General features: G+C 46.3%; 23 protein-coding genes. 15 read left to right on the top strand and 8 right to left on the bottom strand.

Features of this window, described 5'->3' with window-relative positions; genetic code table 11:
* Nucleotides 1–227: 227 nt before the first annotated feature.
* The 6 genes from ACE3K2_RS12415 (at nt 228) to ACE3K2_RS12390 (ending at nt 7,025) form a co-directional block, all read left to right on the top strand.
* Nucleotides 228–1,166, top strand: coding sequence for a sugar-binding transcriptional regulator (locus ACE3K2_RS12415; protein ID WP_421891208.1), 939 nt, complete (start codon nt 228–230; stop codon nt 1,164–1,166).
* Between the two features lie 214 nt (nt 1,167–1,380).
* Entirely contained in the window at nt 1,381–2,031 is a 651-nt protein-coding gene (gene deoC, locus ACE3K2_RS12410) for a deoxyribose-phosphate aldolase (protein ID WP_421891206.1), read from the top strand.
* A 229-nt stretch (nt 2,032–2,260) separates the two neighbouring features.
* A complete protein-coding gene (locus ACE3K2_RS12405; protein ID WP_421890218.1) occupies nt 2,261–3,451 on the top strand; it encodes a NupC/NupG family nucleoside CNT transporter in 1,191 nt (396 codons plus the stop codon).
* Nucleotides 3,452–3,480: 29 nt separating this feature from the next.
* Entirely contained in the window at nt 3,481–4,659 is a 1,179-nt protein-coding gene (gene deoB, locus ACE3K2_RS12400) for a phosphopentomutase (RefSeq protein WP_421890215.1), read from the top strand.
* 96 nt (nt 4,660–4,755) lie between these two features.
* Complete coding sequence (gene deoD / locus ACE3K2_RS12395) at nt 4,756–5,463, top strand: purine-nucleoside phosphorylase (RefSeq protein ID WP_017688193.1); 708 nt, start codon at nt 4,756–4,758, stop codon at nt 5,461–5,463.
* Between the two features lie 260 nt (nt 5,464–5,723).
* Nucleotides 5,724–7,025 (top strand): pyrimidine-nucleoside phosphorylase, encoded by a 1,302-nt coding sequence (locus ACE3K2_RS12390; protein ID WP_036613808.1) that lies wholly within the window; start codon nt 5,724–5,726, stop codon nt 7,023–7,025.
* Nucleotides 7,026–7,146: 121 nt separating this feature from the next.
* Here the strand turns inward: ACE3K2_RS12390 and ACE3K2_RS12385 are convergent, their stop codons facing one another.
* Both ACE3K2_RS12385 and ACE3K2_RS12380 read right to left on the bottom strand, forming a co-directional pair.
* Complete coding sequence (locus tag ACE3K2_RS12385; RefSeq protein WP_421890212.1) at nt 7,147–8,130, bottom strand: TIGR03943 family putative permease subunit; 984 nt, start codon at nt 8,128–8,130, stop codon at nt 7,147–7,149.
* Nucleotides 8,131–8,212: 82 nt separating this feature from the next.
* Nucleotides 8,213–9,253: a permease gene (locus tag ACE3K2_RS12380; protein ID WP_421890209.1), complete on the bottom strand. Its 1,041-nt coding sequence runs from the start codon at nt 9,251–9,253 to the stop codon at nt 8,213–8,215.
* 223 nt (nt 9,254–9,476) lie between these two features.
* On the opposite strand from ACE3K2_RS12380, the gene ACE3K2_RS12375 reads away from it, so the two are divergent.
* The 7 genes from ACE3K2_RS12375 (at nt 9,477) to ACE3K2_RS12345 (ending at nt 14,998) form a co-directional block, all read left to right on the top strand.
* Entirely contained in the window at nt 9,477–10,676 is a 1,200-nt protein-coding gene (locus ACE3K2_RS12375; protein WP_421890206.1) for a GTP-binding protein, read from the top strand.
* Between the two features lie 70 nt (nt 10,677–10,746).
* The gene (gene rpmG, locus ACE3K2_RS12370) at nt 10,747–10,896 is read left to right on the top strand and encodes a 50S ribosomal protein L33 (RefSeq protein WP_036613813.1); all 150 of its coding nucleotides are present in this window, start codon (nt 10,747–10,749) and stop codon (nt 10,894–10,896) included.
* A gap of 49 nt (nt 10,897–10,945) precedes the next feature.
* Nucleotides 10,946–11,653: a metal ABC transporter ATP-binding protein gene (locus tag ACE3K2_RS12365; protein WP_421890202.1), complete on the top strand. Its 708-nt coding sequence runs from the start codon at nt 10,946–10,948 to the stop codon at nt 11,651–11,653.
* Nucleotides 11,599–12,492 carry a metal ABC transporter permease gene (locus ACE3K2_RS12360; RefSeq protein WP_421890199.1) on the top strand — a complete coding sequence of 298 codons (894 nt, stop codon included), beginning with the start codon at nt 11,599–11,601 and terminating at the stop codon, nt 12,490–12,492. The genes ACE3K2_RS12365 and ACE3K2_RS12360 overlap by 55 nt, the downstream gene beginning before the upstream one ends.
* Entirely contained in the window at nt 12,479–13,606 is a 1,128-nt protein-coding gene (locus ACE3K2_RS12355; RefSeq protein ID WP_421890196.1) for a metal ABC transporter solute-binding protein, Zn/Mn family, read from the top strand. Before ACE3K2_RS12360 ends, ACE3K2_RS12355 begins: the two co-directional genes overlap by 14 nt.
* Nucleotides 13,607–13,770: 164 nt before the next feature.
* Nucleotides 13,771–14,253 (top strand): hypothetical protein, encoded by a 483-nt coding sequence (locus ACE3K2_RS12350; RefSeq protein ID WP_421890194.1) that lies wholly within the window; start codon nt 13,771–13,773, stop codon nt 14,251–14,253.
* 43 nt (nt 14,254–14,296) lie between these two features.
* Entirely contained in the window at nt 14,297–14,998 is a 702-nt protein-coding gene (locus ACE3K2_RS12345; protein WP_421891203.1) for a M50 family metallopeptidase, read from the top strand.
* Between the two features lie 109 nt (nt 14,999–15,107).
* On the opposite strand, the gene ACE3K2_RS12340 is transcribed toward ACE3K2_RS12345, so the two are convergent.
* The 5 genes from ACE3K2_RS12340 to ACE3K2_RS12320 form a co-directional block, all read right to left on the bottom strand.
* Nucleotides 15,108–15,479: a DUF4363 family protein gene (locus ACE3K2_RS12340; protein ID WP_421890191.1), complete on the bottom strand. Its 372-nt coding sequence runs from the start codon at nt 15,477–15,479 to the stop codon at nt 15,108–15,110.
* Nucleotides 15,480–15,505: 26 nt separating this feature from the next.
* Nucleotides 15,506–16,234 (bottom strand): DUF421 domain-containing protein, encoded by a 729-nt coding sequence (locus tag ACE3K2_RS12335; protein ID WP_421890188.1) that lies wholly within the window; start codon nt 16,232–16,234, stop codon nt 15,506–15,508.
* A 204-nt stretch (nt 16,235–16,438) separates the two neighbouring features.
* Entirely contained in the window at nt 16,439–17,302 is an 864-nt protein-coding gene (locus ACE3K2_RS12330) for an SDR family oxidoreductase (protein ID WP_421890184.1), read from the bottom strand.
* The gene (gene uxuA / locus ACE3K2_RS12325; RefSeq protein WP_421890180.1) at nt 17,299–18,366 is read right to left on the bottom strand and encodes a mannonate dehydratase; all 1,068 of its coding nucleotides are present in this window, start codon (nt 18,364–18,366) and stop codon (nt 17,299–17,301) included. Before uxuA ends, ACE3K2_RS12330 begins: the two co-directional genes overlap by 4 nt.
* A 40-nt stretch (nt 18,367–18,406) precedes the next feature.
* Complete coding sequence (locus tag ACE3K2_RS12320; protein WP_421891200.1) at nt 18,407–19,081, bottom strand: GntR family transcriptional regulator; 675 nt, start codon at nt 19,079–19,081, stop codon at nt 18,407–18,409.
* A gap of 272 nt (nt 19,082–19,353) precedes the next feature.
* Between ACE3K2_RS12320 and ACE3K2_RS12315 the strand changes: the two genes are divergently transcribed.
* Both ACE3K2_RS12315 and ACE3K2_RS12310 read left to right on the top strand, forming a co-directional pair.
* A complete protein-coding gene (locus tag ACE3K2_RS12315) occupies nt 19,354–19,656 on the top strand; it encodes an ArsR/SmtB family transcription factor (RefSeq protein ID WP_421890177.1) in 303 nt (100 codons plus the stop codon).
* A gap of 90 nt (nt 19,657–19,746) precedes the next feature.
* Complete coding sequence (locus ACE3K2_RS12310) at nt 19,747–21,150, top strand: aldehyde dehydrogenase (protein ID WP_421890175.1); 1,404 nt, start codon at nt 19,747–19,749, stop codon at nt 21,148–21,150.
* Between the two features lie 31 nt (nt 21,151–21,181).
* Here ACE3K2_RS12310 and ACE3K2_RS12305 read toward each other — a convergent pair whose 3' ends face one another.
* On the bottom strand, nt 21,182–22,093 hold the full coding sequence (locus tag ACE3K2_RS12305; RefSeq protein ID WP_421890172.1) for an AraC family transcriptional regulator: 912 nt from the start codon (nt 22,091–22,093) through the stop codon (nt 21,182–21,184).
* Nucleotides 22,094–22,310 lie beyond the last annotated feature (217 nt).

Raw genomic sequence — 22,310 nt, 5'->3', positions numbered from 1 at the left:
CTCTCTGTGCGATTAATGGGGTGAACCGACTTGTGGCAATGATGAAGCAACCGCAGTAGTATGCATCATTTCCCCCGTTTTATACGTCAGATAAGAATGGAATGGATGGATCATGATACTGAATTGGATGCTATATAGTGACCAGATACTCAATCCATGTATAATATACAGGACGAGTATTTATTTTCCAACGATAATAGGGATGAGTGAGATGAGCGCACATGGGAATGGACCTGGAGAAGCAACGATTAAGCATTGAAGCAGCGAAATTGTATTATCAGTCCGATTACAGTCAGCAGGATATTGCCGCAAGATTGGGCGTGTCGCGTCCAACCGTATCGAGGTTACTTCAGTACGCCAAAGATCGTGGATACGTCCGGATTGAAATTATGGACCCGCTGGAGGATATCGATATCATTGCCGGTGAACTCAAGGCGAAATATGATCTGGATACGGCACTTGTGTGTTTTGCCCCGCTGAAGAGTGATGAGGAGATACAGAAGCATATCAGCAAACGAGCAGCAGACTACCTTCAGGAGACGGTTCAGGACGCAGATATTATCGGGGTGACATGGGGAACAACCATGCATGCCGTAGCACGCCAGCTTCGTCCCAAGCAGGTGAAAGGTGTCGAAGTCGTGCAATTGAAGGGGGGCGTAAGCCATTCCCATGTCAATACATATGCCGCTGAGATTGTTCATTTGTTCGCTGAGGCATTTCATACCGTACCGAGGTATTTGCCGCTGCCCGTTATTTTCGACAACATTGAAGTTAAGAACATGGTGGAAGCCGATCGGCATATCGGCAGAATCGTAGAGCTTGGCAGACAGGCCAATATTGCTCTGTTCACCGTGGGTACTGTGAAAGAAGATGCACTATTGTTCAGGCTTGGCTATTTCAATGAAGAAGAGCAACAATTACTGATGAACTCCGGTGCAGGTGACATTTGTTCACGATTTTTTGATGCGGAAGGTCAGTTGATCAGTGAAGAGATTAACAGCAGAACCGTCGGAATTGACTTGGCCGAATTAAGAAATAAGGAAAAATCAATCCTGGTCGCCGGGGGACAACGCAAAATTGAAGCCATTCACGCCGCGCTTAAAGGTCATTATGCCAATATTTTGGTTACGGATCAGTACACAGCACAGGCATTACTGCGTTTCTAATTTCAAATGAATAGGGATGACAACATCTGCCACGCAAAGAGGGCGGATGTTTTGCTTTGTAAGGCAGAAAATATAACGAAGCAACAACTGTAAGTTAAATTGTGAACAAAAGTTCAAGTTGCTTTTTACATATGTTCATGATAGGGTAAGGGTATAGAAAATAACTAGTTCAGATAAGGGAGAGATTCAATTGACTACACCACAATTAGCTAAAATGATCGACCATACGTTGCTTCGTGCGGACGCAACGCAAAGTGAAATGGCCAAGTTAACCGAAGAAGCGAAGCAATACCAGTTTGCTTCCGTATGTGTTAACCCAGGCTGGGTAGCTTATGCTGCTGGGCAGTTGCAGGGTACTGGTGTAGATATCTGTACCGTTATCGGTTTCCCTCTGGGAGCATCCACATCGGAGACAAAAGCTTTTGAAACCAAGGATGCAATTGCTAAAGGTGCAACTGAAGTCGATATGGTCATCAACATCAGTGCTTTGAAAGATGGCAAAGATGATTTCGTTGAACAGGATATTCGTGCTGTTGTTGAAGCGGCTGCGGGTAAAGCTTTGGTGAAAGTTATTATTGAAACTTGTCTGTTGACGGATGAAGAGAAAGTACGTGCTTGTCAGGCAGCTGTGCGAGCTGGAGCTGATTTTGTTAAAACTTCTACAGGGTTCTCCACAGGTGGAGCAACGCCAGAAGATATCGCTTTGATGCGTCGTACTGTAGGTCCTGATGTTGGTGTTAAAGCTTCCGGTGGCGTACGTAGCCTGGAAGATATGGAGAAAATGATCGAAGCGGGTGCAACTCGGATCGGTGCAAGCTCTGGCGTGAAGATCATGCAGGGCGGTCAGTCTACATCTTCTTATTAAGCAAAAGGTTTTAACATGCAAAAGCTTATCAAACAAAAGTAATGTTATATTCTCTGTACTTGGGCGTTCGACTCAGGTACAGGGAATACAATTTACACTTATATTTTAATTAACGGAACATATTGTAAGCGCTTAATAAAGTTTTCTGAAAGCTTAATGATTCAGGCTGCTTAAAGACCTTTGAGCTGAATTCCACATCCGGCTTAACTACCTTCAAAGGAGAGATCAAATGAAATTTCTAATTGCCCTTCTTGGTTTACTCGTTGTTTTTGGACTGGCTTATATCGCAAGCAACGGTAAAAAGAAGATTCGTTACCGACCACTGGTCGTTATGGTTGTTTTACAGGTGATCCTGGCGTATGCCTTGCTGAATACAGGAGTCGGGACATGGTTAATTGGCGGCTTCGCGTCCGTATTTAAAAGTTTGCTTGATTATGCGAATGAAGGAATTGCGTTTGTATTTGGTGATCTGACCACCGTAGGTGCAGATACCGTAGGCACACCGTTTTTCCTCAGCGTGTTGATGCCGATTGTTGTTATCTCTGCACTTATTGGGATATTGCAGTATATCCGAATCTTACCTTTTGTTATAAAATATATTGGTCTGGTATTAAGCAAAATCAACGGAATGGGCAAACTGGAATCATATAACGCGGTTGCTTCGGCTGTATTGGGGCAATCTGAAGTGTTCATTTCTGTGAAAAAACAAATTGGGTTGTTGCCAAAACATCGGCTGTACACCTTGTGTGCTTCGGCGATGTCCACGGTATCGATGTCGATTGTCGGTGCCTATATGTCCATGATTGATCCGAAATATGTGGTTACGGCACTTGTGCTGAACCTGTTTGGCGGTTTTATCATTGCTTCCATTGTGAATCCTTATGAGGTAACAGAGGAAGAAGATATATTGGAAGTACAGGAAGAGGAGAAACAATCCTTCTTCGAAATGCTGGGCGAGTACATCCTGGATGGATTTAAAGTCGCCATTATTGTCGCTGCGATGTTAATCGGTTTTGTCGCCTTGATTGCGTTGGTTAACGGAATTTTCAGCGCGGTGCTTGGCATTTCGTTCCAGGAACTGCTTGGTTATGTGTTTGCACCACTTGCCTTTATTATGGGTGTTCCTTGGAAGGAAGCGATTCAGGCGGGAAGTATTATGGCAACCAAAATGGTATCCAACGAATTCGTTGCCATGCTTGCGCTGGCGAAGGAGACCGTATTGTCTGCCAGAACAACAGGGATCGTATCCGTCTTCCTCGTCTCGTTCGCGAACTTCTCCTCCATCGGTATCATTGCCGGTGCGGTGAAGGGACTTCATGAGAAACAAGGTAATGTGGTCGCCCGCTTCGGTCTGAAACTGCTTTACGGTGCATCGCTTGTCAGTGTATTGTCAGCGATCATCGCCGGACTGTTCTTGTAAACCGGATTATTGGAAGGAGTGCTTAGGTTATGTCAACATTCAAAAGAGTACATCTGATCGTGATGGATTCTGTAGGGATCGGCGAAGCGCCGGATGCAGCAGAATTCGATGATTTTGATGTAGATACCTTTGGTCACATTGCACGTGAACGCGGAGGTCTGAACATGCCTCACATGGCCAGTCTCGGACTGTCCAACATCAAGGAAATCGAAGGTGTGCCTGTAGCGGATGCACCTAAAGCGTACTACACCAAGATGCAGGAAGCATCCAGAGGCAAAGACACCATGACAGGTCACTGGGAGCTGATGGGCCTATATATCGATACACCTTTCCGTGTGTTCGAGAATGGTTTTCCCGATGAGTTGATTCAGCGCATTGAAGAGAAAACGGGCCGCAAGGTTATCGGTAACAAACCTGCCAGCGGCACGGAAATTCTGGATGAGTTGGGTCAAGAGCATGTCGAAACGGGTGCGCTCATCGTCTACACATCCGCAGATTCGGTTCTGCAAATTGCAGCACATGAGGATGTTGTACCTTTGAAGGAATTGTATGAGATCTGTGAGTTCTGCCGTGAAATTACACTTGAAGATCCGTACATGCTCGGCCGCATTATTGCACGTCCATTCGTAGGTGAGAACGGTAACTGGAAGCGTACGGCGAATCGTCATGACTATGCGCTCAAACCTTTTGGTCGTACGGTGATGAATGAACTGCAAGATGGCGGATTTGATGTGATTGCCCTGGGTAAAATCGCAGACATCTATGACGGTGAAGGTGTGACCAAGGCTGTTCGTACCGTGTCTAACATGGATGGCATGGACAAGTTGTCTGAAACGATGGATGAAGAGTTCACTGGACTCAGCTTCCTGAACCTGGTTGATTTTGATGCCCTGTACGGTCACCGTCGTGATCCGCAAGGGTATGCTCAGGCGCTTGAAGACTATGATGCAAGGCTGCCAGAGATTTTTGCCAAAATGACGAACGATGACCTGTTGCTGATTACAGCTGACCATGGTAATGATCCAACTTACCGTGGTACGGACCATACACGTGAATATGTACCACTGCTTGCTTACTCTCCGCGCTTCAGCGAGGGCAAAAAGCTTGATCTGCGCAGCACTTTTGCTGACCTGGGTGCAACCGTAGCCGAGAACTTTGGAGTGAAAATGCCGGAATACGGCACAAGCTTCCTGAAGGATTTGAAATAAGCTTTTCTGAAACGGGATAGGGGATGTCGGAGTAGCTGTGGCTGCTCCGGTCCTGCCATCATAATAGACTAAATATATAACTGGAGGAGTTCATTCATGAGTACACATATTGGAGCAAAACCCGGAGATATCGCAGAAACGATCCTTTTGCCAGGAGACCCTTTGCGCGCCAAGTATATTGCAGATACGTATCTTGAAGATGTTGTATGTTACAACGAGGTTCGTGGAATGCTCGGTTACACAGGTACATATCAAGGACACCGGATTTCGGTGCAGGGCTCAGGAATGGGTATTCCGTCCTTCGCAATCTATGCTAATGAGTTAATCAGTGAATATGGCGTAAAAAACCTGATTCGTGTGGGTACTTGTGGCGGTATGCAAGAGCATGTCCGTGTACGTGACGTTATCCTTGCACAAGCAGCATGTACTGATTCCAGCATGAACAAACACGTATTCGGTGGATATGACTTCTCACCAATCGCTACGTTCTCCCTGCTGAAAGAAGCATATGACCGTGCAACAGCCAAAGGCATGAAGATTCACGTCGGTAACGTGTTTAGCTCCGATTCGTTCTACCGCGATGACCGTTCCGTAACCGAGAAGTTGATGAAGCATGGCGTACTCGGTGTTGAGATGGAAACAACAGCATTGTACACCATCGCTGCCAAGTTCGGTGTTAATGCACTGACCATCCTGACGGTAAGTGACCACCTGCTGACAGGCGAAGAAACATCTGCCGAAGAGCGCCAAAAAACGTTCAACGATATGATGGTAGTTGCCCTCGACACAGCAATCACACTTTAAGTTTTAGATTGAACGAGCCTGATTTTTCTAAGCACGGAGTGAAGGAACCGGAATCGATTCTGAAGAAGCGAAGCGTTCGCCTAAAAGCTTTCTGAAAGAAAGCTGCTTCGGAAGGATATGCTGTCACCGAGTGTTCCCATTGCAAAATGGAATCAGAAAAAACTTGGAGACAACAGCGATCAAAAGAACGATCCGGAGCCGGAACGATATAACTACAAAGTGTTCAATACAATCAATTTCACACACAAGGAGAGATCATCATGAGAATGGTAGACATTATTGCCAAGAAACGCGACGGAAAAGAACTGACAACAGCTGAGATTGATTTTGTTGTTCAAGGATACACACAAGGAGAGATTCCGGACTATCAAGTCAGCGCATGGGCGATGGCGGTATTCTTCAAAGATATGACAGACAAGGAACGTGCGGACTTGACCATGTCCATGGTGAATTCCGGTGAAACGATTGACCTGTCTGCCATCGAAGGTATCAAAGTAGACAAGCACTCCACAGGAGGAGTGGGCGATACAACAACACTGGTACTCGCTCCACTCGTTGCTGCGCTTGATGTTCCTGTTGCCAAAATGTCTGGACGTGGACTTGGTCACACGGGTGGTACAACAGACAAGCTGGAGTCCGTTGCCGGTTTCCACGTAGAGCTTGAAAAAGAAGAGTTCATTCGTCTCGTAAACGAACACAAGGTTGCAGTTATTGGACAAAGTGGTAACCTTACGCCAGCAGACAAAAAGCTCTATGCACTGCGTGATGTAACAGCAACTGTTAACTCTATCCCACTGATCGCCAGTTCCATCATGAGTAAGAAAATTGCAGCAGGTGCAGATGCAATCGTATTGGATGTAAAAACGGGTGCGGGTGCATTCATGAAAACAACGGAAGATGCTAAAGAATTGGCACATGCCATGGTAAGCATCGGTAACAATGTTGGACGTAAAACAATGGCTGTTATCTCCGATATGTCCCAACCACTGGGTCTGGCGATTGGTAACGCGCTTGAAGTAAAAGAAGCTATCCTTACCCTGCAAGGGAAAGGTCCGAAAGATCTGGAAGAACTGTGTCTGGCACTTGGACGTCAGATGGTATTCCTTGCGGGCAAGGCAGATTCCTTGGAGCACGCTGAGGAGAAATTGAAAGAAGTGATCCAGAACGGTAAAGCACTGGAGAAATTTAAAGATTTCCTGGCAAACCAAGGCGGAGACGCTTCGGTTGTGGATCATCCAGATCGTTTGCCACAAGCACAATACCTGGTTGAAGTCCCGGCAGACAAAGACGGCTATGTTGCCGGAATCGTCGCTGACGAAATCGGAACGGCAGCAATGCTGCTCGGCGCAGGCCGTGCAACAAAAGAGTCTGAGATCGATCTCGCAGTTGGTCTGATGCTGAACAAAAAAGTCGGTGACCCAGTCAAAGCTGGTGAGTCCCTTGTAACGATTCATGCCAACCGTGAAGACGTAGCAGACGTCATCGCGAAGATCAAAGAAAACATTACGATTGCGGATCATGCCGATGCGCCTGTACTGGTTCATGATATCGTAACGGAATAATAAATCATCAGAGTAGACGAGATTTAATCTCATGTCTGACCGGAACGTGAAAGCCCCAAAGCGATGTAATCCATCACTTTGGGGCTTTTTGTCGTTGAAGAGGCGCTGTTAATGTTAGAGATTATCGGCTCTTTATTTGTTCATATGCCATCACTGAATCTGCGTTAGTATAAATATAAGGGGTGGACGGCTCGGATACAGGTGTCACCTTGGCGGCCCGAATTTCAATGGTATCCTTACCATTTACCTGTGCAGAGCCGATGCTGCCATCGATTTGCACCCAACTGTCTGTGGGGAAACTATCCGCCTCTGGGATGTGAATCATCACGCCGAAAGGAGCCGCATCAGCAGGGCAGCACATGACGAGAAATCGTCCTAATGCAAAATGTGATTCATGATCCATGTTTTTGTCACGATAAACGAACCCGGTTAAGGAGATATCCTTGCCTGCAAATTGTCGCTGGAACATATCAATCGTGCCGAGTGTTTCAGAGAAAATCTCGGGATAGACTCGGATGACCTGTTCCGCATACAACTTCTCCGCCAGTTCAGCGAATTCGCGGCTATACTCGTCTGGGGGAATGAATTGTACTTTGGAGGAAGATGCAGACTGAACAGCCGTTGATGGTTGGGTGAGATCTTGTACATTCAATTGCGTTGCCGGATCAGGTAAAGGTTCTTTTCGACGAATCTCGGGAGGAGCATAGGTGAGAGACATGCCTTTCTGACTGGCCATGGAGCTGCCGAGAGCCCGATCAGGTAACAGAAATCCCAGCAACAAGGGTATGGCAATCAGACCATATACCATTGAGCTGCGAAGGAACCCTGAGGGTGGTGGATGCTCACAGTCGCAATGAATCTCGTTTCTACTGAACAGTCCATGCCAGGCCATGATAACCGCAATAAACAATAAGGGAACAGGACAGCATAACAGCAGTTTTTGCATGGTAGGAGCCAAATAATAATGAAGCGAGTCACTTGAATTCAAGTGAATAATGTACATTGCCAACCCGCCGATCCATACCGCACGGATCAGGTTATGCCATTGAATGATGCGTGATCTTGGAACAGGACGTTTGCTCATCGTATAAACAGTGTGGTTCATATCATCACCTCATTTCTTTTCATCAACAGGATGAAAGTTCATGGAATTAACCATTCATATCATGAAGTATGTTACTCAACATTTATACCAGCAGATTAATCAACCAGGAGCCTGCGAAGACGAGTATGATAATGGCTAGACTTAGACCGATAACAAATCGGGTACGGAAGGTTGAGAGCAGCATGAGCGTGCTTTTGAAATCCAGCATTGGACCTAGCACAAGGAAGGATACCAGCGGCCCCAGTGCAAATGTATGTGAGAACGCAGAAGCCACAAACGCGTCCGAAGTGGAGCAGAGAGACAGCACATAAGCAAAGCCCATCATGAACACGTAAGAGGCGACAGGACCATTGCCAAGTGAGATCAGATCGCTGCGGCTATTGAATGTCTGGATGCAGGCTGTAATCAGGGCACCGATCACCAAATATTTGCTCATATCAACGAATTCATCTCCGGCATGGATAAAGAAGCTGCGCCAGTTTTTCACATGGTTATGGTCATGAGCATTTGCATGTGCATGAGTATGAGGTTGTGCCATTTTAAATCCAGGATGTGTCTTAACCTCTGTCGCAGCGACTTTTGGCAACCGAAGGGGATTTCGACGAACAAACACATACACGAGCATGCCTATGGAAGCTGCTACGGCAAAGGCGAGTCCCATGCGGGCAATGGTAATCTCAGGATGGGAGGGAAAAGCGAGCAAGGTAGCAGTAAATACGATGGGATTGACGACGGGACCACTCAAAATGAACGTCACTGCGATATAGGCTGGCATGCCTTTATGCATCAACCTTCTCACGACCGGGATCATGCCACATTCACAGATGGGGAAAATAATACCGAGCAGCCCTGCGACCAGCACACCGCCGATCGGATTCTTGGGTGTAAGTCTGCGGACCATTTCTTCGGATACGAACCACTGCATGAGCGAGGACAATAGTACACCCATAAGCAGAAAAGGTGCGGCTTCAAGGAAAATACCTATGAATACGGTTTTCATATTTTGCAAAGCTTCACTGTTCCATGCATCCTTCAGGTCTGGAGCCATTGTGATCAACACGGGAACAAGAAATGCACAAGGGATCAGGAAGGACAGGAGCTTCAGATTGGCTGCCATTTTCATGAAACAGACCTCCACAACTCGGACTTTGCTAAAATATATGCTTGTACGTGCGGCAACATACATCATTCCTATGTTCTAATCAACATTTTTACGATTAATCAAGATTTTTCATCATAGTAGAGTTGACAACCCAAAGAAAACTGAGGTATCATTCGGAATGATCATCCTTAATAGTAATTATTACGATTAAAATCGCAACTTGAACAGAGTGGAGGAAACAGAAATGTCAGATCAACAGGTTCAACAGCGGGTTCCAGTAACCGTACTTAGTGGATATTTGGGTGCTGGCAAAACGACATTGCTCAATCATGTGCTTCATAACCGCGAGGGAATGCGGGTTGCTGTCATCGTCAATGATCTGAGTGAGGTTAACATCGATGCAGGTTTAATACGAGACGGTGGAGGCCTGTCACGCATTGATGAGAAGCTGGTAGAGATGTCCAATGGTTGCATCTGCTGCACATTGCGGGAGGATCTGTTGAAAGAAGTTGAGCGGCTGGCGCTGGATGATTCTTTTGACTACATATTGATTGAATCGACGGGTATTGGTGAGCCGGTACCTGTTGCGCAGACGTTTACGTATATCGATGAGGAACTCGGCATTGATTTGACGAAATTCACTCGTCTCGACACAATGGTTACGGTTGTTGATGCTGCCCAGTTCTGGCGTGATTTTTATTCCAAAGAAACATTGAAGGATCGGGGACAGGAAGCAGGGGAGGACGATGTTCGCGGAATCGTTCATCTGCTGACGGACCAAGTTGAATTCTGTGATGTGCTGATTCTGAACAAATGTGATCTGGTGTCGGAGGAAGAACTGACGAAGCTTGAGAAGGCATTACACGCCATGCAACCGGAAGCCAATCTCATTCGCACGATACATGGGCAGATTGATCCGAGAGAAATATTAAATACAGGACGTTTTGATTTTGAAAAAGCAAGCCAGTCTGCGGGTTGGATCCGCGAATTAATGAAAGAAGAACACACACCAGAGACAGAAGAATATGGAATACATTCGTTTGTCTATCATCGTAAACGTCCATTCCATCCGGAACGGTTGCTGCGTTGGATTGCGAAATATCCAGATAGTATTGTACGATCCAAGGGTCTGATGTGGCTGGCGACAAGGAACCATATGGCGATTTCGTTCAGTCATGCAGGTACATCAAAGCAGCTTGCGCCTGCAGGAATATGGGTAGGTGCGATGAGTGAGGAGGAAAGGCAACTTCATTTTGGCGATACATTGCCAAACATACCCGACTGGGATGATGAGTGGGGTGATCGGGTAACCAAATTAGTATTTATCGGCATTGATATGGACCGGGCGGAGATTGAACGTACCTTGGATGAGACCCTTCTCACGGAGGAAGAGATGTTGATGAACTGGCGTGAACTGAAAGATCCTTTCCCGGCATGGAGTTGACAAAAGAAAAGCCATAGTCTAATATCATTAAATAGTAATTATTACGATTAAATCAGAGGAGGCAACAATCATGAGAGTCATTGTAACCTTAGCCTGCACCGAGTGCGGGGACCGCAACTACACAACAACCAAGAATAAACGTAACCATCCAGAGAGACTTGAGATGAAGAAGTACTCTCCGCGTTTGAAGAAAATGACGATTCACCGGGAAACCAGATAAATTTTTTTGTTGTTTTTAAATCGTAATATTTACGAAAAGAGGGAGTGGCATGATACTATCTTCCATGCGTGATGTTGTATTTGGATATGGCAAAAAGCCAGTCATTGATCAACTGTCGCTGGATATCCATGTGGGAGAGTTCATAGGCATCACAGGTCCCAATGGTTCAGCCAAAACGACCCTGTTAAAGCTGCTGCTGGGGCTGCTCAAGCCCTGGAGCGGCACGATACATATGAATCCCCACTTGAAACATCGGAACAACTCCAATATCGGTTATGTGCCCCAGCAGGTGGCATCGTTTAATAGTGGGTTTCCCAGTACGGTGATTGAACTGGTCCGCTCAGGATGTTACACCAAGCTGGGACTATTTCGCAGATTCAGGGCAGAGCAGGATGCTATCGTTGAACGCAGTCTCCGTGAAGTTGGCATGTGGGAACATCGGAATACACGGGTTGGTGAGCTGTCCGGTGGACAGAAGCAGCGGATCTGTATAGCAAGAGCTATGGCAGGGCAACCGCAGGTTCTCGTACTGGATGAGCCTACAACGGGAATGGACCGCCACAGTCGTGAAGGATTTTACAATCTGATGCGCCACTATGCTGATGTTCATGGGTTAACGATTATTATGGTTACTCACGGACTGGAAGAGATGGGGAATCGTTTGGATCGAACGATTACTTTGGAGCGGCAAGAAAGTGAGGAATGGCAGTGTTTGAGTACGAATTCATGCAACGTGCCTTCTGGGCAGGTGGACTGATTGGGGTCATCGCTCCAATTCTCGGGGTCTATCTGATGCTCAGGCGGCAGGTTCTTATGGCAGACACGTTATCCCATGTCTCACTCGCAGGGGTTGCGCTCGGTTCGGTCATGAATCTTAACCCGGTGATCTGCGGATTCGCTATCGCCATTATCGGTGCATTACTGGTTGAACAACTGCGGCGAAGTTACCGAACTTACAGCGAGGTACCTGTAGCGATCATCATGACTTCTGGGCTGGCCCTTGCTGTGGTGTTAATGAGTCTCCAAACCAATCTGTCCAAGGCTTTCAGCTCATACTTATTCGGATCAATTGTTGCGGTTAGCGATATGCAGTTGTGGATGATGGCAGGTGTATGTGTGATTGGTTTACTTTTTTTCATTCTGCTACGAAGACCATTGTATAACTTTACCTTTGATGAAGAAACAGCTTCCATTGGAGGCGTTCAGGTGAGAAGTTTATCGTTTGCATTTGCCATTCTGACAGGAATGACTGTAGCTTCAGCCATGCCGATTGTTGGTGTGTTGTTGGTTTCTGCTCTTATTGTACTGCCCGCTGCTTTGGCACTGAGAGTGTCTCGCAGTTTTACAGCAGCGATCATTGTCGCAGTAATCACGGGATTAATTGGTATTTTTAGCGGACTCACAACATCTTACCATCTAAATACACCACCGGGAGGAACAATTGCACTCATCCTGTTGGTCATCCTATTGACTGGAATATCAGCGCAAAAGCTGATTGCACGATATAACCGCAAGCGTCATCGCAAAGAGACAAACTCACAGCACGTCATACTGGTCAACCATTCAAGGAGGAATACATCACATGAAATTCAGTAAAAAAGCTACGCTTGGATTATTGTTCAGCCTTACACTTATCGTCGCAGGCTGCGGTCAGAAATCCGCTTCGGATACAAATGCAAGCTCTACAGGTACTGGTAATGCGGTCTCCACAGAGAGTGAAGCTGCAAAATTAAACGTACAGGTCAGCTTCTACCCGATGTATGAGTTTACTAAAAATGTGGCAGGTGATCTGGCTGAGGTACATACGCTCGTTCCGGCAGGGATGGAGCCTCATGATTGGGAGCCAACACCACAGGACATTGCCAGCATTGAAAAAGCGGATGTGCTTGTATACAACGGTGCGGGTATGGAGTCATGGATGGATCAGGTCACTGGAAGTCTGAGCAATGCTTCGCTCATTCAGGTAGAAGCGAGCAAAGGCATTAATTTGCTTGAAGGCGGGGAGCATGATCACCATCATGGAGATTCTGAGGCAACAGAAGATGACCATAACCACGACCATAACCAAACAAATCAAGCGACTACAGAGGAACACGACCACGATCATGCGGTTGAAGTGACTTCTGAAGAACACGACCATGATCATGACGCCGAAGCGGAAGAAGGACATGGGCATGATCATGGTGGACTGGATCCTCACGTATGGCTGTCACCTGCACTGGCTGTCAAAGAAGTACGTAATATTGAAGCAGGACTGGCGCAGGCCGCCCCGGAACATGCAGAACAGTTCAAGCAGAATGCAGATGCCTACGTTGCTCAATTGGAGTCACTGGATCAAGATTTCAAGGCGGCTGTGGCAGATAGCAAACGCAAGGATTTCATCACCCAACACGCTGCATTTGGCTATCTTGCTCAGGAATACGGATTGCAGCAGGTACCCATCGCAGGATTGTCTCCTGAGCAAGAACCTTCAGCAGCGCAGATGGCATCGGTCATTGATTTTGCAAAAGAGCATCAGGTGAAAACGATTTTCTTCGAAACGCTGGTTTCATCCAAAGTGTCTGAGACGATTGCAAGTGAAGTGGGGGCCCAAACGGCTGTATTGAACCCGATCGAGGGACTCACCGAGGAAGAGATCGCGGCAGGAATGGACTACATTAGTGTGATGAGACAGAATCTGGAGGCTCTGAAAGTGGCACTGAACGAATAGTTAAAGATCAGTTTGATGCCTTTCACCGAAAAAGGTACAATAATACAACATGCTGAGGAATGGAGTGCCATTCCTTTGCCTTTTTGCGAAGCAGAGAGCACAGTGATGTGCTCTCTCTTTGTTGATAAGGCGACCGGATCAAGGAGACCAGGAGGGTGTATTAGATGAATTTAAATGAGGAGCATGAAGTGCTGTTAAGTGATCAGCCTGCCCATCTGTGGAGACGACGCAAGCTGGAGCTGATGCACTGGACGGAACGTGACAAATATACGGTGGCCGCGAAGAAAACGGAGATATGGAACGGTGTTGAAGTAGATGCCGAGCTTGTGATGGCATTGTCCATACTTCAGAGTGCGGGCGTGAGGACGGAATTTTCATGTGCAGGGGTGAGTCCGCTCGATGAACCTGTCGATCATTCGCTTTATGCTTATGTTACTCTGGTACAAAGTGAAGTTGCAGATCAATTCGTGCACTACGCGCTCCGCCGGATGCGGAATCGATTGCTCGTTACACTAGAGGCCGAAAAGGGCCGCTATGATCTGTCTTCTTTTTTCATTGGACATAATCGGAGCTTCTGCTGGTGGATGGAGCACTGCGCCTCACAGTTCGGAAGCCGAAACGAATCGAGTGAAAAAAGCGTAGTATAAAGGATAGGCTTGTTTACTTGAAGGTGAAGGAGGTATGACACGATTGAATAAGTGGGTCAAAACGATACTTTTTCTGCTAGGCTCCGTCTTTCTTACACGCTTCATCCCATTCTCGTCCTTGTTCCGCAACCTGGATACGATGATTCACGAATTCGGTCATGCATTAATGACGCTGATATTGTCCGGTAAAGTGCTGCGGATAGAATTATACGCTGATCATAGCGGTGTAACGTATTCGTCCATGCTGACGCCAGGCAGATCCATTTTGGTTTCCCTTGCGGGATATATCAGTGCATCTTTGTTCGCCTGGCTGTTGTTTTACTTATATCGCAAAGGCCTGCACATGTGGGGACTGGGCATTATGACGGCTGTTGCTCTGGTGTCGCTCCTGTTATATGTAAGAGGGGAGTTTGGCATGTTATGGTTGACCGGGTTCATTGTGCTTAACGTTGTCATTATGATTTTTGGTGCCAAGATCGTGAAGTTCTATTATCTGTTACTGGCGTTTCTTACGCTGGAAGAGTCGGTCGTTAGTGCCGTATATGTTGGACTGATGTCCTGGACTCAACCTTCACGGGCAGGGGATGCAGCGAATCTCGCTCAGCAGACATTCCTTCCGGCGCTATTCTGGGGAACCCTGTTTGCTTTGTTTGCCTTATGGTGTGCCAAGGGAGCACTCAGTCTATTTTTCCGTAAAGAAGGCACGTCGCGATCGTCAAGGTCCCGGGGATTACGAAGAGCTTAACGGATATAAAGTTATAACGTTATATATACGCAAAGAAGGCACTTCCTTTCTTCAGGAAAGGAAAGTGCCTTTTGTATATGGACTTCCATCTGATATTAAATGCTTGAATTTAATCTCCAAGATTTTCCCATAACACATAAAAGTAATAAATCTCTTCCATAATTGCCTTATCATCCTCTGCCGCAACGCCGCCCTTCATCCGAGCAAGGGTGCCCAGAATGTCATATATGGTTTCACGTTCCACACTGAACTGAATCCGGTTGACGATTTTATCCCAGGCCTTCATGGCGTAATTAACTTGAGACTTGGCTTCAGTCCATTTTTTGCCCTCAACCTGCTTCTCTAATGTTTGTATCGATTCAAGCAAGCGATCATCGGTGCCCAAAGGCTTTTTGAGAAAGGTTCCGCTAGCCATAATTGCAACGAACACAAGAATGAGGCAGATCGGAAGCACATATAGCAGCCAGAAACGCGTTTTCATTCAATCGCCTCCTTGATGTAAAGAGTTTAGAAAGGCCCCTCATAATCGCCCATATCGATTTTTTCAGTGATTTTATCCTTGTACAGGTCAACATACAATTTGTCATTGGGCAATATGGCGGCAAAAGCAATATCCTGTATCGTGATCTTTTGTTTTTTCAGTTGCTCAGTGAGCCAGTTGATATCTTTGTTTCTTTCCTCCAGATTTTGTTTAATGAGCAGGCCATCAATGATAACCTCGGTCATCAGCTTGCTCTTGGGCGGGTGCATATGCATGTCTTTCGCGGTTACCGGTTGATTCTCAGGTTTCAAAACAACCGATAGGCTACCGTCCGGTTCCAGAATGGCATAATCCAGCGTTGTAATATCAAATACATCCTTTTGCCTCAGCATCATGGTCAATTCGTCAAATTTGACTCGCATTTTACTCAGGTTCTGTTCGAGAATTTTACCGTTCTGGATGATCAAGGTGGGGTCAGAGTCCATTAGTTTGGATATGGTACGATTCTTCAATGTAATAAACTGAAAGATGATCGTAATGATTGTGAAAATGGTCAATGCGACAAAATGAATCCACGCCTTGGAGGAAAGATCAGTTGCAAACGTTCCCGCTATGGAACCGATTGTAATGCCGTTAATGTAATCAAAATACGTTAAGTTACCCATTTGCTGTTTGCCCAGCACCCTTGTGTAAATGATCAGGGTCAGGAAGGCAATAATAGACCTTACTGCAACAACCCATGTTTCTTCCATCATATATGTATCACCTTCCTTTACTTCACTTCTCCAATTCTCTATAACAAGCTTTTCCTACACTGGATGATCTTATGCTTGAACGCAAAGAACCGAAACTTGGATAGTATCCCAAGCTTCGGTTTCATTAAATACCTATATTAGTTGAAACTGATTATTTACACGTAACGGAGAGGAAAGAATAAAGCGAAGCATTCGCCTTTATCATTATACACCAGAGTACGCCATAAATCCGCCATCTACTGGAATGACTGTACCAGTGACAAAGCCGGACTGTCTTTCATCTGCAAGCCACATCAATGTACCAAGCAGGTCTTCCGGTTTGCCGAAGCGGCGCATGGGTGTATGAGCGATAATTTTACTGGAACGCTCCGTAGGTGAGCCGTCTGGTTGCAGTAATAGATTACGGTTTTGCTCAGTCAGGAAAAACCCGGGTGCAATAGCATTGACACGAATACCGGATTCGGCCAGATGAACGGCGAGCCACTGCGTGAAGTTGTTAATGGCTGCCTTTGCAGCGCTGTATGCAGGAACTTTGGTCATGGGCGATGGGGCGCTCATGGAAGAAATGTTAATGACAGTGGCGGGAACATTGCGTTCTATCATATGTTTTGCAAAGATCTGAGTGGGGATGAGCGAACCGACAAAATTCAGATCCATCACCTGACGAAATCCCTCTACACTTACATCGAAAAATGTAGTGACATCGCTTTTTTCCAGATCTTCCAATCTGAAAATTTCATTTGTGGTGTTGGCACTGGCGTTATTGCCACCCGCGCCATTGATAAGAATATCACATGGTCCAAGCTGTTCCAGTACAGCATCCGCCGCCGCTTGCACACTATCGGCCTGGGTTACGTCACAGGCTATAGCAATCGCTCTGCCACCGGCAGCTTCAATCGCCGCTACAACTTCTTGCCCCTTGGACACGGTGCGGTTCAGGATGGCTACACTTGCACCGTGCCGAGCGAGCTCTTCCGCCATGGAGCGGCATAATACTCCAGCACCTCCGGTGATTACAGCTGTTCTGCCTTCGAGACGAGAGGAGCGTTCATATGGGTGTTCACTCATGCTTTTGTCCTCCTTTGCAGGGAATCCCAGACGCCCCAGAGATACATGATCCCCAAAGCCCGGTCATAGAGCCCATAGCCAGGTCGGCACTGTTCTCCCCAGAGATGACGACCGTGGTCGGGTCTTGCATATCCTTCATAACCGATATCGTGATAAGCCTCAACAACCCCTGCAATATCAACACTGCCATCCTGACTGCGATGTGAGGTTTCGATAAAGTCGCCATTATCGTAGATTTTGACATTACGAATGTGGGCAAATGGAATCCGATCCTTGAACTCGTGTATCATCCCGATAATATCATTATCTGCATTTGCTCCCAAAGAGCCACTGCATAACGTCACGCTATTATAAGGGCTATCATATAGATTCAAATATTTTCGAACATTCTCCTGACTCGTAATAATCTTTGGTAATCCAAAGATTGGCCAAGGCGGATCATCCGGATGGATGGCCATTCGAATTCCCAGACGTTCGGCTGTCGGAATAATCTCTTGCAGGAAATAACGTGCGTGCTCCCACATATGATCCTCGGTAACATCCTTGTAGGCTTCGAACAGACCTGTTAAATACTGCAATCGTTCCGGTTCCCAACCTGGCATTGTTAGTTCAGAGTTTTCGGTAATGCGACGAACCAGTTCCAAGGGTTCTATATCAGCGAGTTTACTGTGCTCATAGAAGAGGGCAGTTGAGCCATCCTCCATTTCCTTGTGCATCTCCGTGCGAAGCCAGTCGAAGATTGGCATAAAGTTGTAACAGATGACCTTTACACCCACCTGAGCCAGTTTCTCCATCGTTTTAATATAGTTCGCAATGTACTTATCTCTTGATGGCAGACCCAGCTTGATATCCTCATGGATGTTCACACTCTCAACGACATCCAGATGTAACCCGGCCTTGTCCGCTGCCGTTTTGACAGCGAGTATCTTATCCATTGGCCATTCCTCGCCAGCAGGAACATCGTGCAGTGCCCACACAATACCTTCAACACCCGGAATCTGCCGGATATGATCCAGCGTTACCGTATCATTGCCTTCGCCGAACCAGCGAAAAACCATTCTCATCCCGTTCACCTCATCATGAATAGTAGTAAGAAAAATTAAGTCATTGAAAATAGGAAGGATATGTATCCTGCAGGACAGCCAAATCGGTGACAGTTAAATGCAAATGTTCGTGCATCAGTCGCTCTGCTGTATCGGCATCATGCTGCTGAATGGCCTTGACCATGGACCTGTGCTGTTCAATCAGGTGATCCCACTGGTGGTCGGAGGACAGCCGAAGCATACGACTTCGATTCAAATGTACATTCATCTGCTGGATAACAGTCCAGATGTTGCTTTTATTACAGCCTGCAAAAAGAGTGCTATGGAATTCCTCATCCAATTGGAACATTCGTTCATCATCCGGTTTGACCCTGCATTCCTGTTGCCACGCAAGATTCTGTTCCAGTGCCACCATCTGTTCGTTTGGAAAGTTCTCGCAGGCGAGCCTGATGACGGCTCGTTCGAGCTGTTCGCGCATAAACCGTGCTTCCTCAACGAGATTGACCTGAATCAGAGAAACGTATGTGCCACGCTGCGGGTACACTTCCAGAAGACCTTCCTGAGCAAGCCTTACAAAACTTTCTCGAACAGGTGTCCGGCTGACCTGAAACTCCAGCGAAATTTCTTTCTCGGAAATAGCTGTTCCCGGAGGCATTTTCAGACTCAATATGAGTTTTTTCAGCGTGTAGTAAACCACATCTCGCGTCGAGTAAGAGTTCTTATTCATGGAAGACATACTGCTCGCAACAGGCAACAAACCGGCTTTGGATGATAACTTTGGGGTATATTCCACAACTTCAACTCCTTCATTGACATACTACCATACTTGTATGGTAGTATGGAAGCGCTTTATCGACATTGTTTTAAATTTAGTTGATGATTCACTTGCGGTTTAAGAGAGTAAAGAGTACAATTCAGCTATTAGGTTCAAATGTTTAAACCAACAGACATTCAATATAGAAAATAGTACGTAGAAACATTGAACAAGAATCGTATGGAGGTGAAACCATGGGACAAAAAGCAATTAGCGTTTTTCAAACCTGTATCCCGTTATTTCAGGTGTTAAGTGACAATCATCGCCAATCCATTTTGCTGACACTCACCGAGAAGGGCAGAATGACGGTGAATGAAATTACCGATCAGTCCAGCCTATCCAGACCAGCCATATCTCATCATCTCAAGCTGTTGTTAGAGAAGGGGCTTATATCTGTGGAACAGAAGGGAACACAGCGCTATTATTCGGCTTCATTGAATGCATCGGTGGAACTGTTGAAGGAACTGGTAGCTGCTTTGGAAGAAGAGTGTCTGTAGATTAATAGGGATAAAACATGCTTTTGCATGTGTCATATAGGTTCGTAAGTTTAAACGCTTGATCAATAATAAACAGAGGAGTATGTATATATGACAACAACGATACAGGAAGTAACCAGTCAGGAAGTTGAACAGATTTTGGAGCAGCAACGGGAGTTTTTTCGTTCCGGGGCCACAAGATCGGCAGAAGCTCGAATAGCCCGTCTGAACCAACTCAAGCAGGCGATTCAAAAGTATGAGACCAGACTGACTGAAGCTCTATATCAGGATTTGGGCAAAAGTGAGTTCGAATCCTACACGACCGAAATCGGATTTATGATGGACAGCATCACACACACCATTCGTAAAGTGAATAAATGGGTGAAACCCGTTAAAGTAAAAACGCAAATGGCACTCCTGGGTTCCAAAAGTGTTATTATACCTGAACCCTATGGAGCCGTTCTGATCATCGGACCGTTCAATTATCCTTTTCAACTCTTAATCGAACCATTGGTAGGTGCGATTGCGGCAGGCAACACAGCTGTGCTCAAAGCCTCAGAGAATACACCTGCGGTGTCCGCTGTAGTACGTGAAATGATTGCGAGTGTATTCGAACCGGCTTACGTACAAGTGCTTGACGGTGCAAAAGACACAACAACAGCACTAATTAACGCGCCATTCGACTATATCTTTTTTACAGGCAGTGTACCGGTAGGCAAGATTGTAATGGAGGCAGCTGCCAAAAATCTCGTTCCCGTTACGTTGGAACTGGGCGGTAAGAGTCCGGTCATTGTTGATGAACAGGCGGATATCAAAGTAGCTGCGCAGCGCATTATATGGGGCAAACTGCTCAATACAGGGCAGACCTGTATCGCACCCGATTATTTGCTCGTGCATGAGCGTGTGAAGGAATCGTTAATTACGGAGATGAAAGCGGCGATTGTGTCCTTCTTTGGTACGGATATCCAGCACAACAAGGACTATGGGCGAATCGTGAACAAGGGTCATTTTAAACGTCTGACGACTTTGATAGAACGGGATCAGGCCAAAGTGATATATGGGGGAGCTTCGGATGAGGAAGATCGTTTCATTGAACCTACATTAATAGATGCAGAGTCCTGGGATGCAGCGACGATGGAAGATGAGATATTTGGACCAATTCTGCCGATCATCAGCTACCGTAACCTCGATGAAGCGATTGTTGAGATCGTAAAGCGGCCGAAACCACTCGCTTTGTACCTGTTTACTTCCGACACCCGGATTCAGGACAAAGTGCTGCGTGAAGTTTCTTTTGGAGGCGGCTGCATTAACGATACGATCACACATGTTGCGAATCCGCGTCTGCCGTTTGGCGGTGTTGGTCATTCCGGTGTTGGTTCATATCATGGGAAGTACAGTTTCGAAACCTTCTCCCATCTGAAAAGTGTACTGAAAAAAAGCACCAAATTAAATCTGCCAATTCTGTATCCACCGTATGATAACAAGCTGAAGTTGATTAGACGTTTGCTGAAATAAATAAGAAAGCCCAACAGCCTGCTACTGGACTTTATTCCAGAGCAGGCTTTTCCTGTCGGTAGCGGGATGGTGACATGCCGGACCAGCGCTTGAATTGACGACTGAAATGGGCAATATCCTTGTAACCAAGCATAACGGCAATATTCTGCACGGACAGCTTCGGATTGCCCAGAAGAAGCTTCGCTTCATGCAAAACCAGCTGGGACAATACAGCACGGGGAGACTGACCGAACACCTGCTTGAACACGCGATTACAGTGAGAAGAACTGATGCCCAGCTCTGCTGCAATATCATCAATGCCATAGTGACCGTTCGATTCATGTCCCTGTTTGAATTGCTGACTCATCAGGCCTTGCAGTCGATTACGAATCTGGTGGGCAAGTTCGATCTTTTCATGCCCGTCGGTGAACCATTGCGCTGCCTCTTGCGAGACCGCCTCCCACAGATGGCCAAATAGTTCGAATACTGCAGATTGCAGCTGCATACGCTGCACCATTGTATTGGCTGTTTCATCATCGGCAGTTGACATCAATTTGCGTAAAACCGGCTCAATCTGCCTTGTAACCGGACTATCCGCGCTGAATCGCACTTGTTTGATACGTGCCAGCAACGATAGGAACAACGGATCATCAATGTCAAAATGCATGCAAAAATACGTGAATCCCTTGCCGTTATGGCTCTGGCTGGAATGAATGCTTCCTGGAGGAATCAGGAGCAGTTCGCCAGCCTTTTGAATATATAGGGTACCGTTCACCATCATGTGCTGCTCGCCTTCCGTGACATAATTCAATTCATATTGAGGATGCTCATGCGCCGGATAATCCCAGTCCATACCAACACTTCGTAAATGAATGGCGAACAGATTGACGGTTGTTTGCACATCTGGATAAAAAACTTCATGGACACTTTCTCCCAAAGTAGGAGGCAAGTACGTTGAAGACATGGAAAATCCCCCTTTATAGAGGTTGTTCAAAAAAAGCGCTTTTGAACACGCACTTATATCATATGGAATGGTTTTGTGTAACCGCTTTAATCCATTATAGTCTATCAGCTTGATTTGGGTAAATATCCGATTGATTTGATCATGGTCTGAGGTGGAACCACGTGTTAGGATGGGGCTAATGAAAACGTATGCAAACTATTTTGAGAGGGGTTATGAC

The organism is Paenibacillus sp. (genome assembly GCF_048976745.1).
Lineage (GTDB): Bacteria > Bacillota > Bacilli > Paenibacillales > Paenibacillaceae > Paenibacillus.
The sequence above is the reverse complement of the archived record's forward strand: the minus strand, read 5'-3'. Positions and strand labels throughout refer to the sequence as shown.

Coding starts and splice junctions, on each gene's coding strand:
- ACE3K2_RS12335 (WP_421890188.1), bottom strand. CDS start 16,234: ATGATGGAAGAAACATGGGTTGTTGCAGTAAGGTCTATTATTGCCTTC.
- ACE3K2_RS12375 (WP_421890206.1), top strand. CDS start 9,477: ATGTCAGATCAACAGGTTCAACAGCGGGTTCCAGTAACCGTACTTAGT.
- ACE3K2_RS12310 (WP_421890175.1), top strand. CDS start 19,747: ATGACAACAACGATACAGGAAGTAACCAGTCAGGAAGTTGAACAGATT.
- ACE3K2_RS12415 (WP_421891208.1), top strand. CDS start 228: ATGGACCTGGAGAAGCAACGATTAAGCATTGAAGCAGCGAAATTGTAT.
- ACE3K2_RS12320 (WP_421891200.1), bottom strand. CDS start 19,081: ATGTCTTCCATGAATAAGAACTCTTACTCGACGCGAGATGTGGTTTAC.
- ACE3K2_RS12330 (WP_421890184.1), bottom strand. CDS start 17,302: ATGAGTGAACACCCATATGAACGCTCCTCTCGTCTCGAAGGCAGAACA.
- ACE3K2_RS12390 (WP_036613808.1), top strand. CDS start 5,724: ATGAGAATGGTAGACATTATTGCCAAGAAACGCGACGGAAAAGAACTG.
- ACE3K2_RS12405 (WP_421890218.1), top strand. CDS start 2,261: ATGAAATTTCTAATTGCCCTTCTTGGTTTACTCGTTGTTTTTGGACTG.
- ACE3K2_RS12380 (WP_421890209.1), bottom strand. CDS start 9,253: ATGAAAATGGCAGCCAATCTGAAGCTCCTGTCCTTCCTGATCCCTTGT.
- ACE3K2_RS12365 (WP_421890202.1), top strand. CDS start 10,946: ATGATACTATCTTCCATGCGTGATGTTGTATTTGGATATGGCAAAAAG.
- deoD (WP_017688193.1), top strand. CDS start 4,756: ATGAGTACACATATTGGAGCAAAACCCGGAGATATCGCAGAAACGATC.
- rpmG (WP_036613813.1), top strand. CDS start 10,747: ATGAGAGTCATTGTAACCTTAGCCTGCACCGAGTGCGGGGACCGCAAC.
- uxuA (WP_421890180.1), bottom strand. CDS start 18,366: ATGAGAATGGTTTTTCGCTGGTTCGGCGAAGGCAATGATACGGTAACG.
- deoC (WP_421891206.1), top strand. CDS start 1,381: ATGATCGACCATACGTTGCTTCGTGCGGACGCAACGCAAAGTGAAATG.
- ACE3K2_RS12315 (WP_421890177.1), top strand. CDS start 19,354: ATGGGACAAAAAGCAATTAGCGTTTTTCAAACCTGTATCCCGTTATTT.
- ACE3K2_RS12350 (WP_421890194.1), top strand. CDS start 13,771: ATGAATTTAAATGAGGAGCATGAAGTGCTGTTAAGTGATCAGCCTGCC.
- ACE3K2_RS12340 (WP_421890191.1), bottom strand. CDS start 15,479: ATGAAAACGCGTTTCTGGCTGCTATATGTGCTTCCGATCTGCCTCATT.
- deoB (WP_421890215.1), top strand. CDS start 3,481: ATGTCAACATTCAAAAGAGTACATCTGATCGTGATGGATTCTGTAGGG.
- ACE3K2_RS12360 (WP_421890199.1), top strand. CDS start 11,599: ATGGCAGTGTTTGAGTACGAATTCATGCAACGTGCCTTCTGGGCAGGT.
- ACE3K2_RS12355 (WP_421890196.1), top strand. CDS start 12,479: ATGAAATTCAGTAAAAAAGCTACGCTTGGATTATTGTTCAGCCTTACA.
- ACE3K2_RS12385 (WP_421890212.1), bottom strand. CDS start 8,130: ATGAACCACACTGTTTATACGATGAGCAAACGTCCTGTTCCAAGATCA.
- ACE3K2_RS12305 (WP_421890172.1), bottom strand. CDS start 22,093: ATGTCTTCAACGTACTTGCCTCCTACTTTGGGAGAAAGTGTCCATGAA.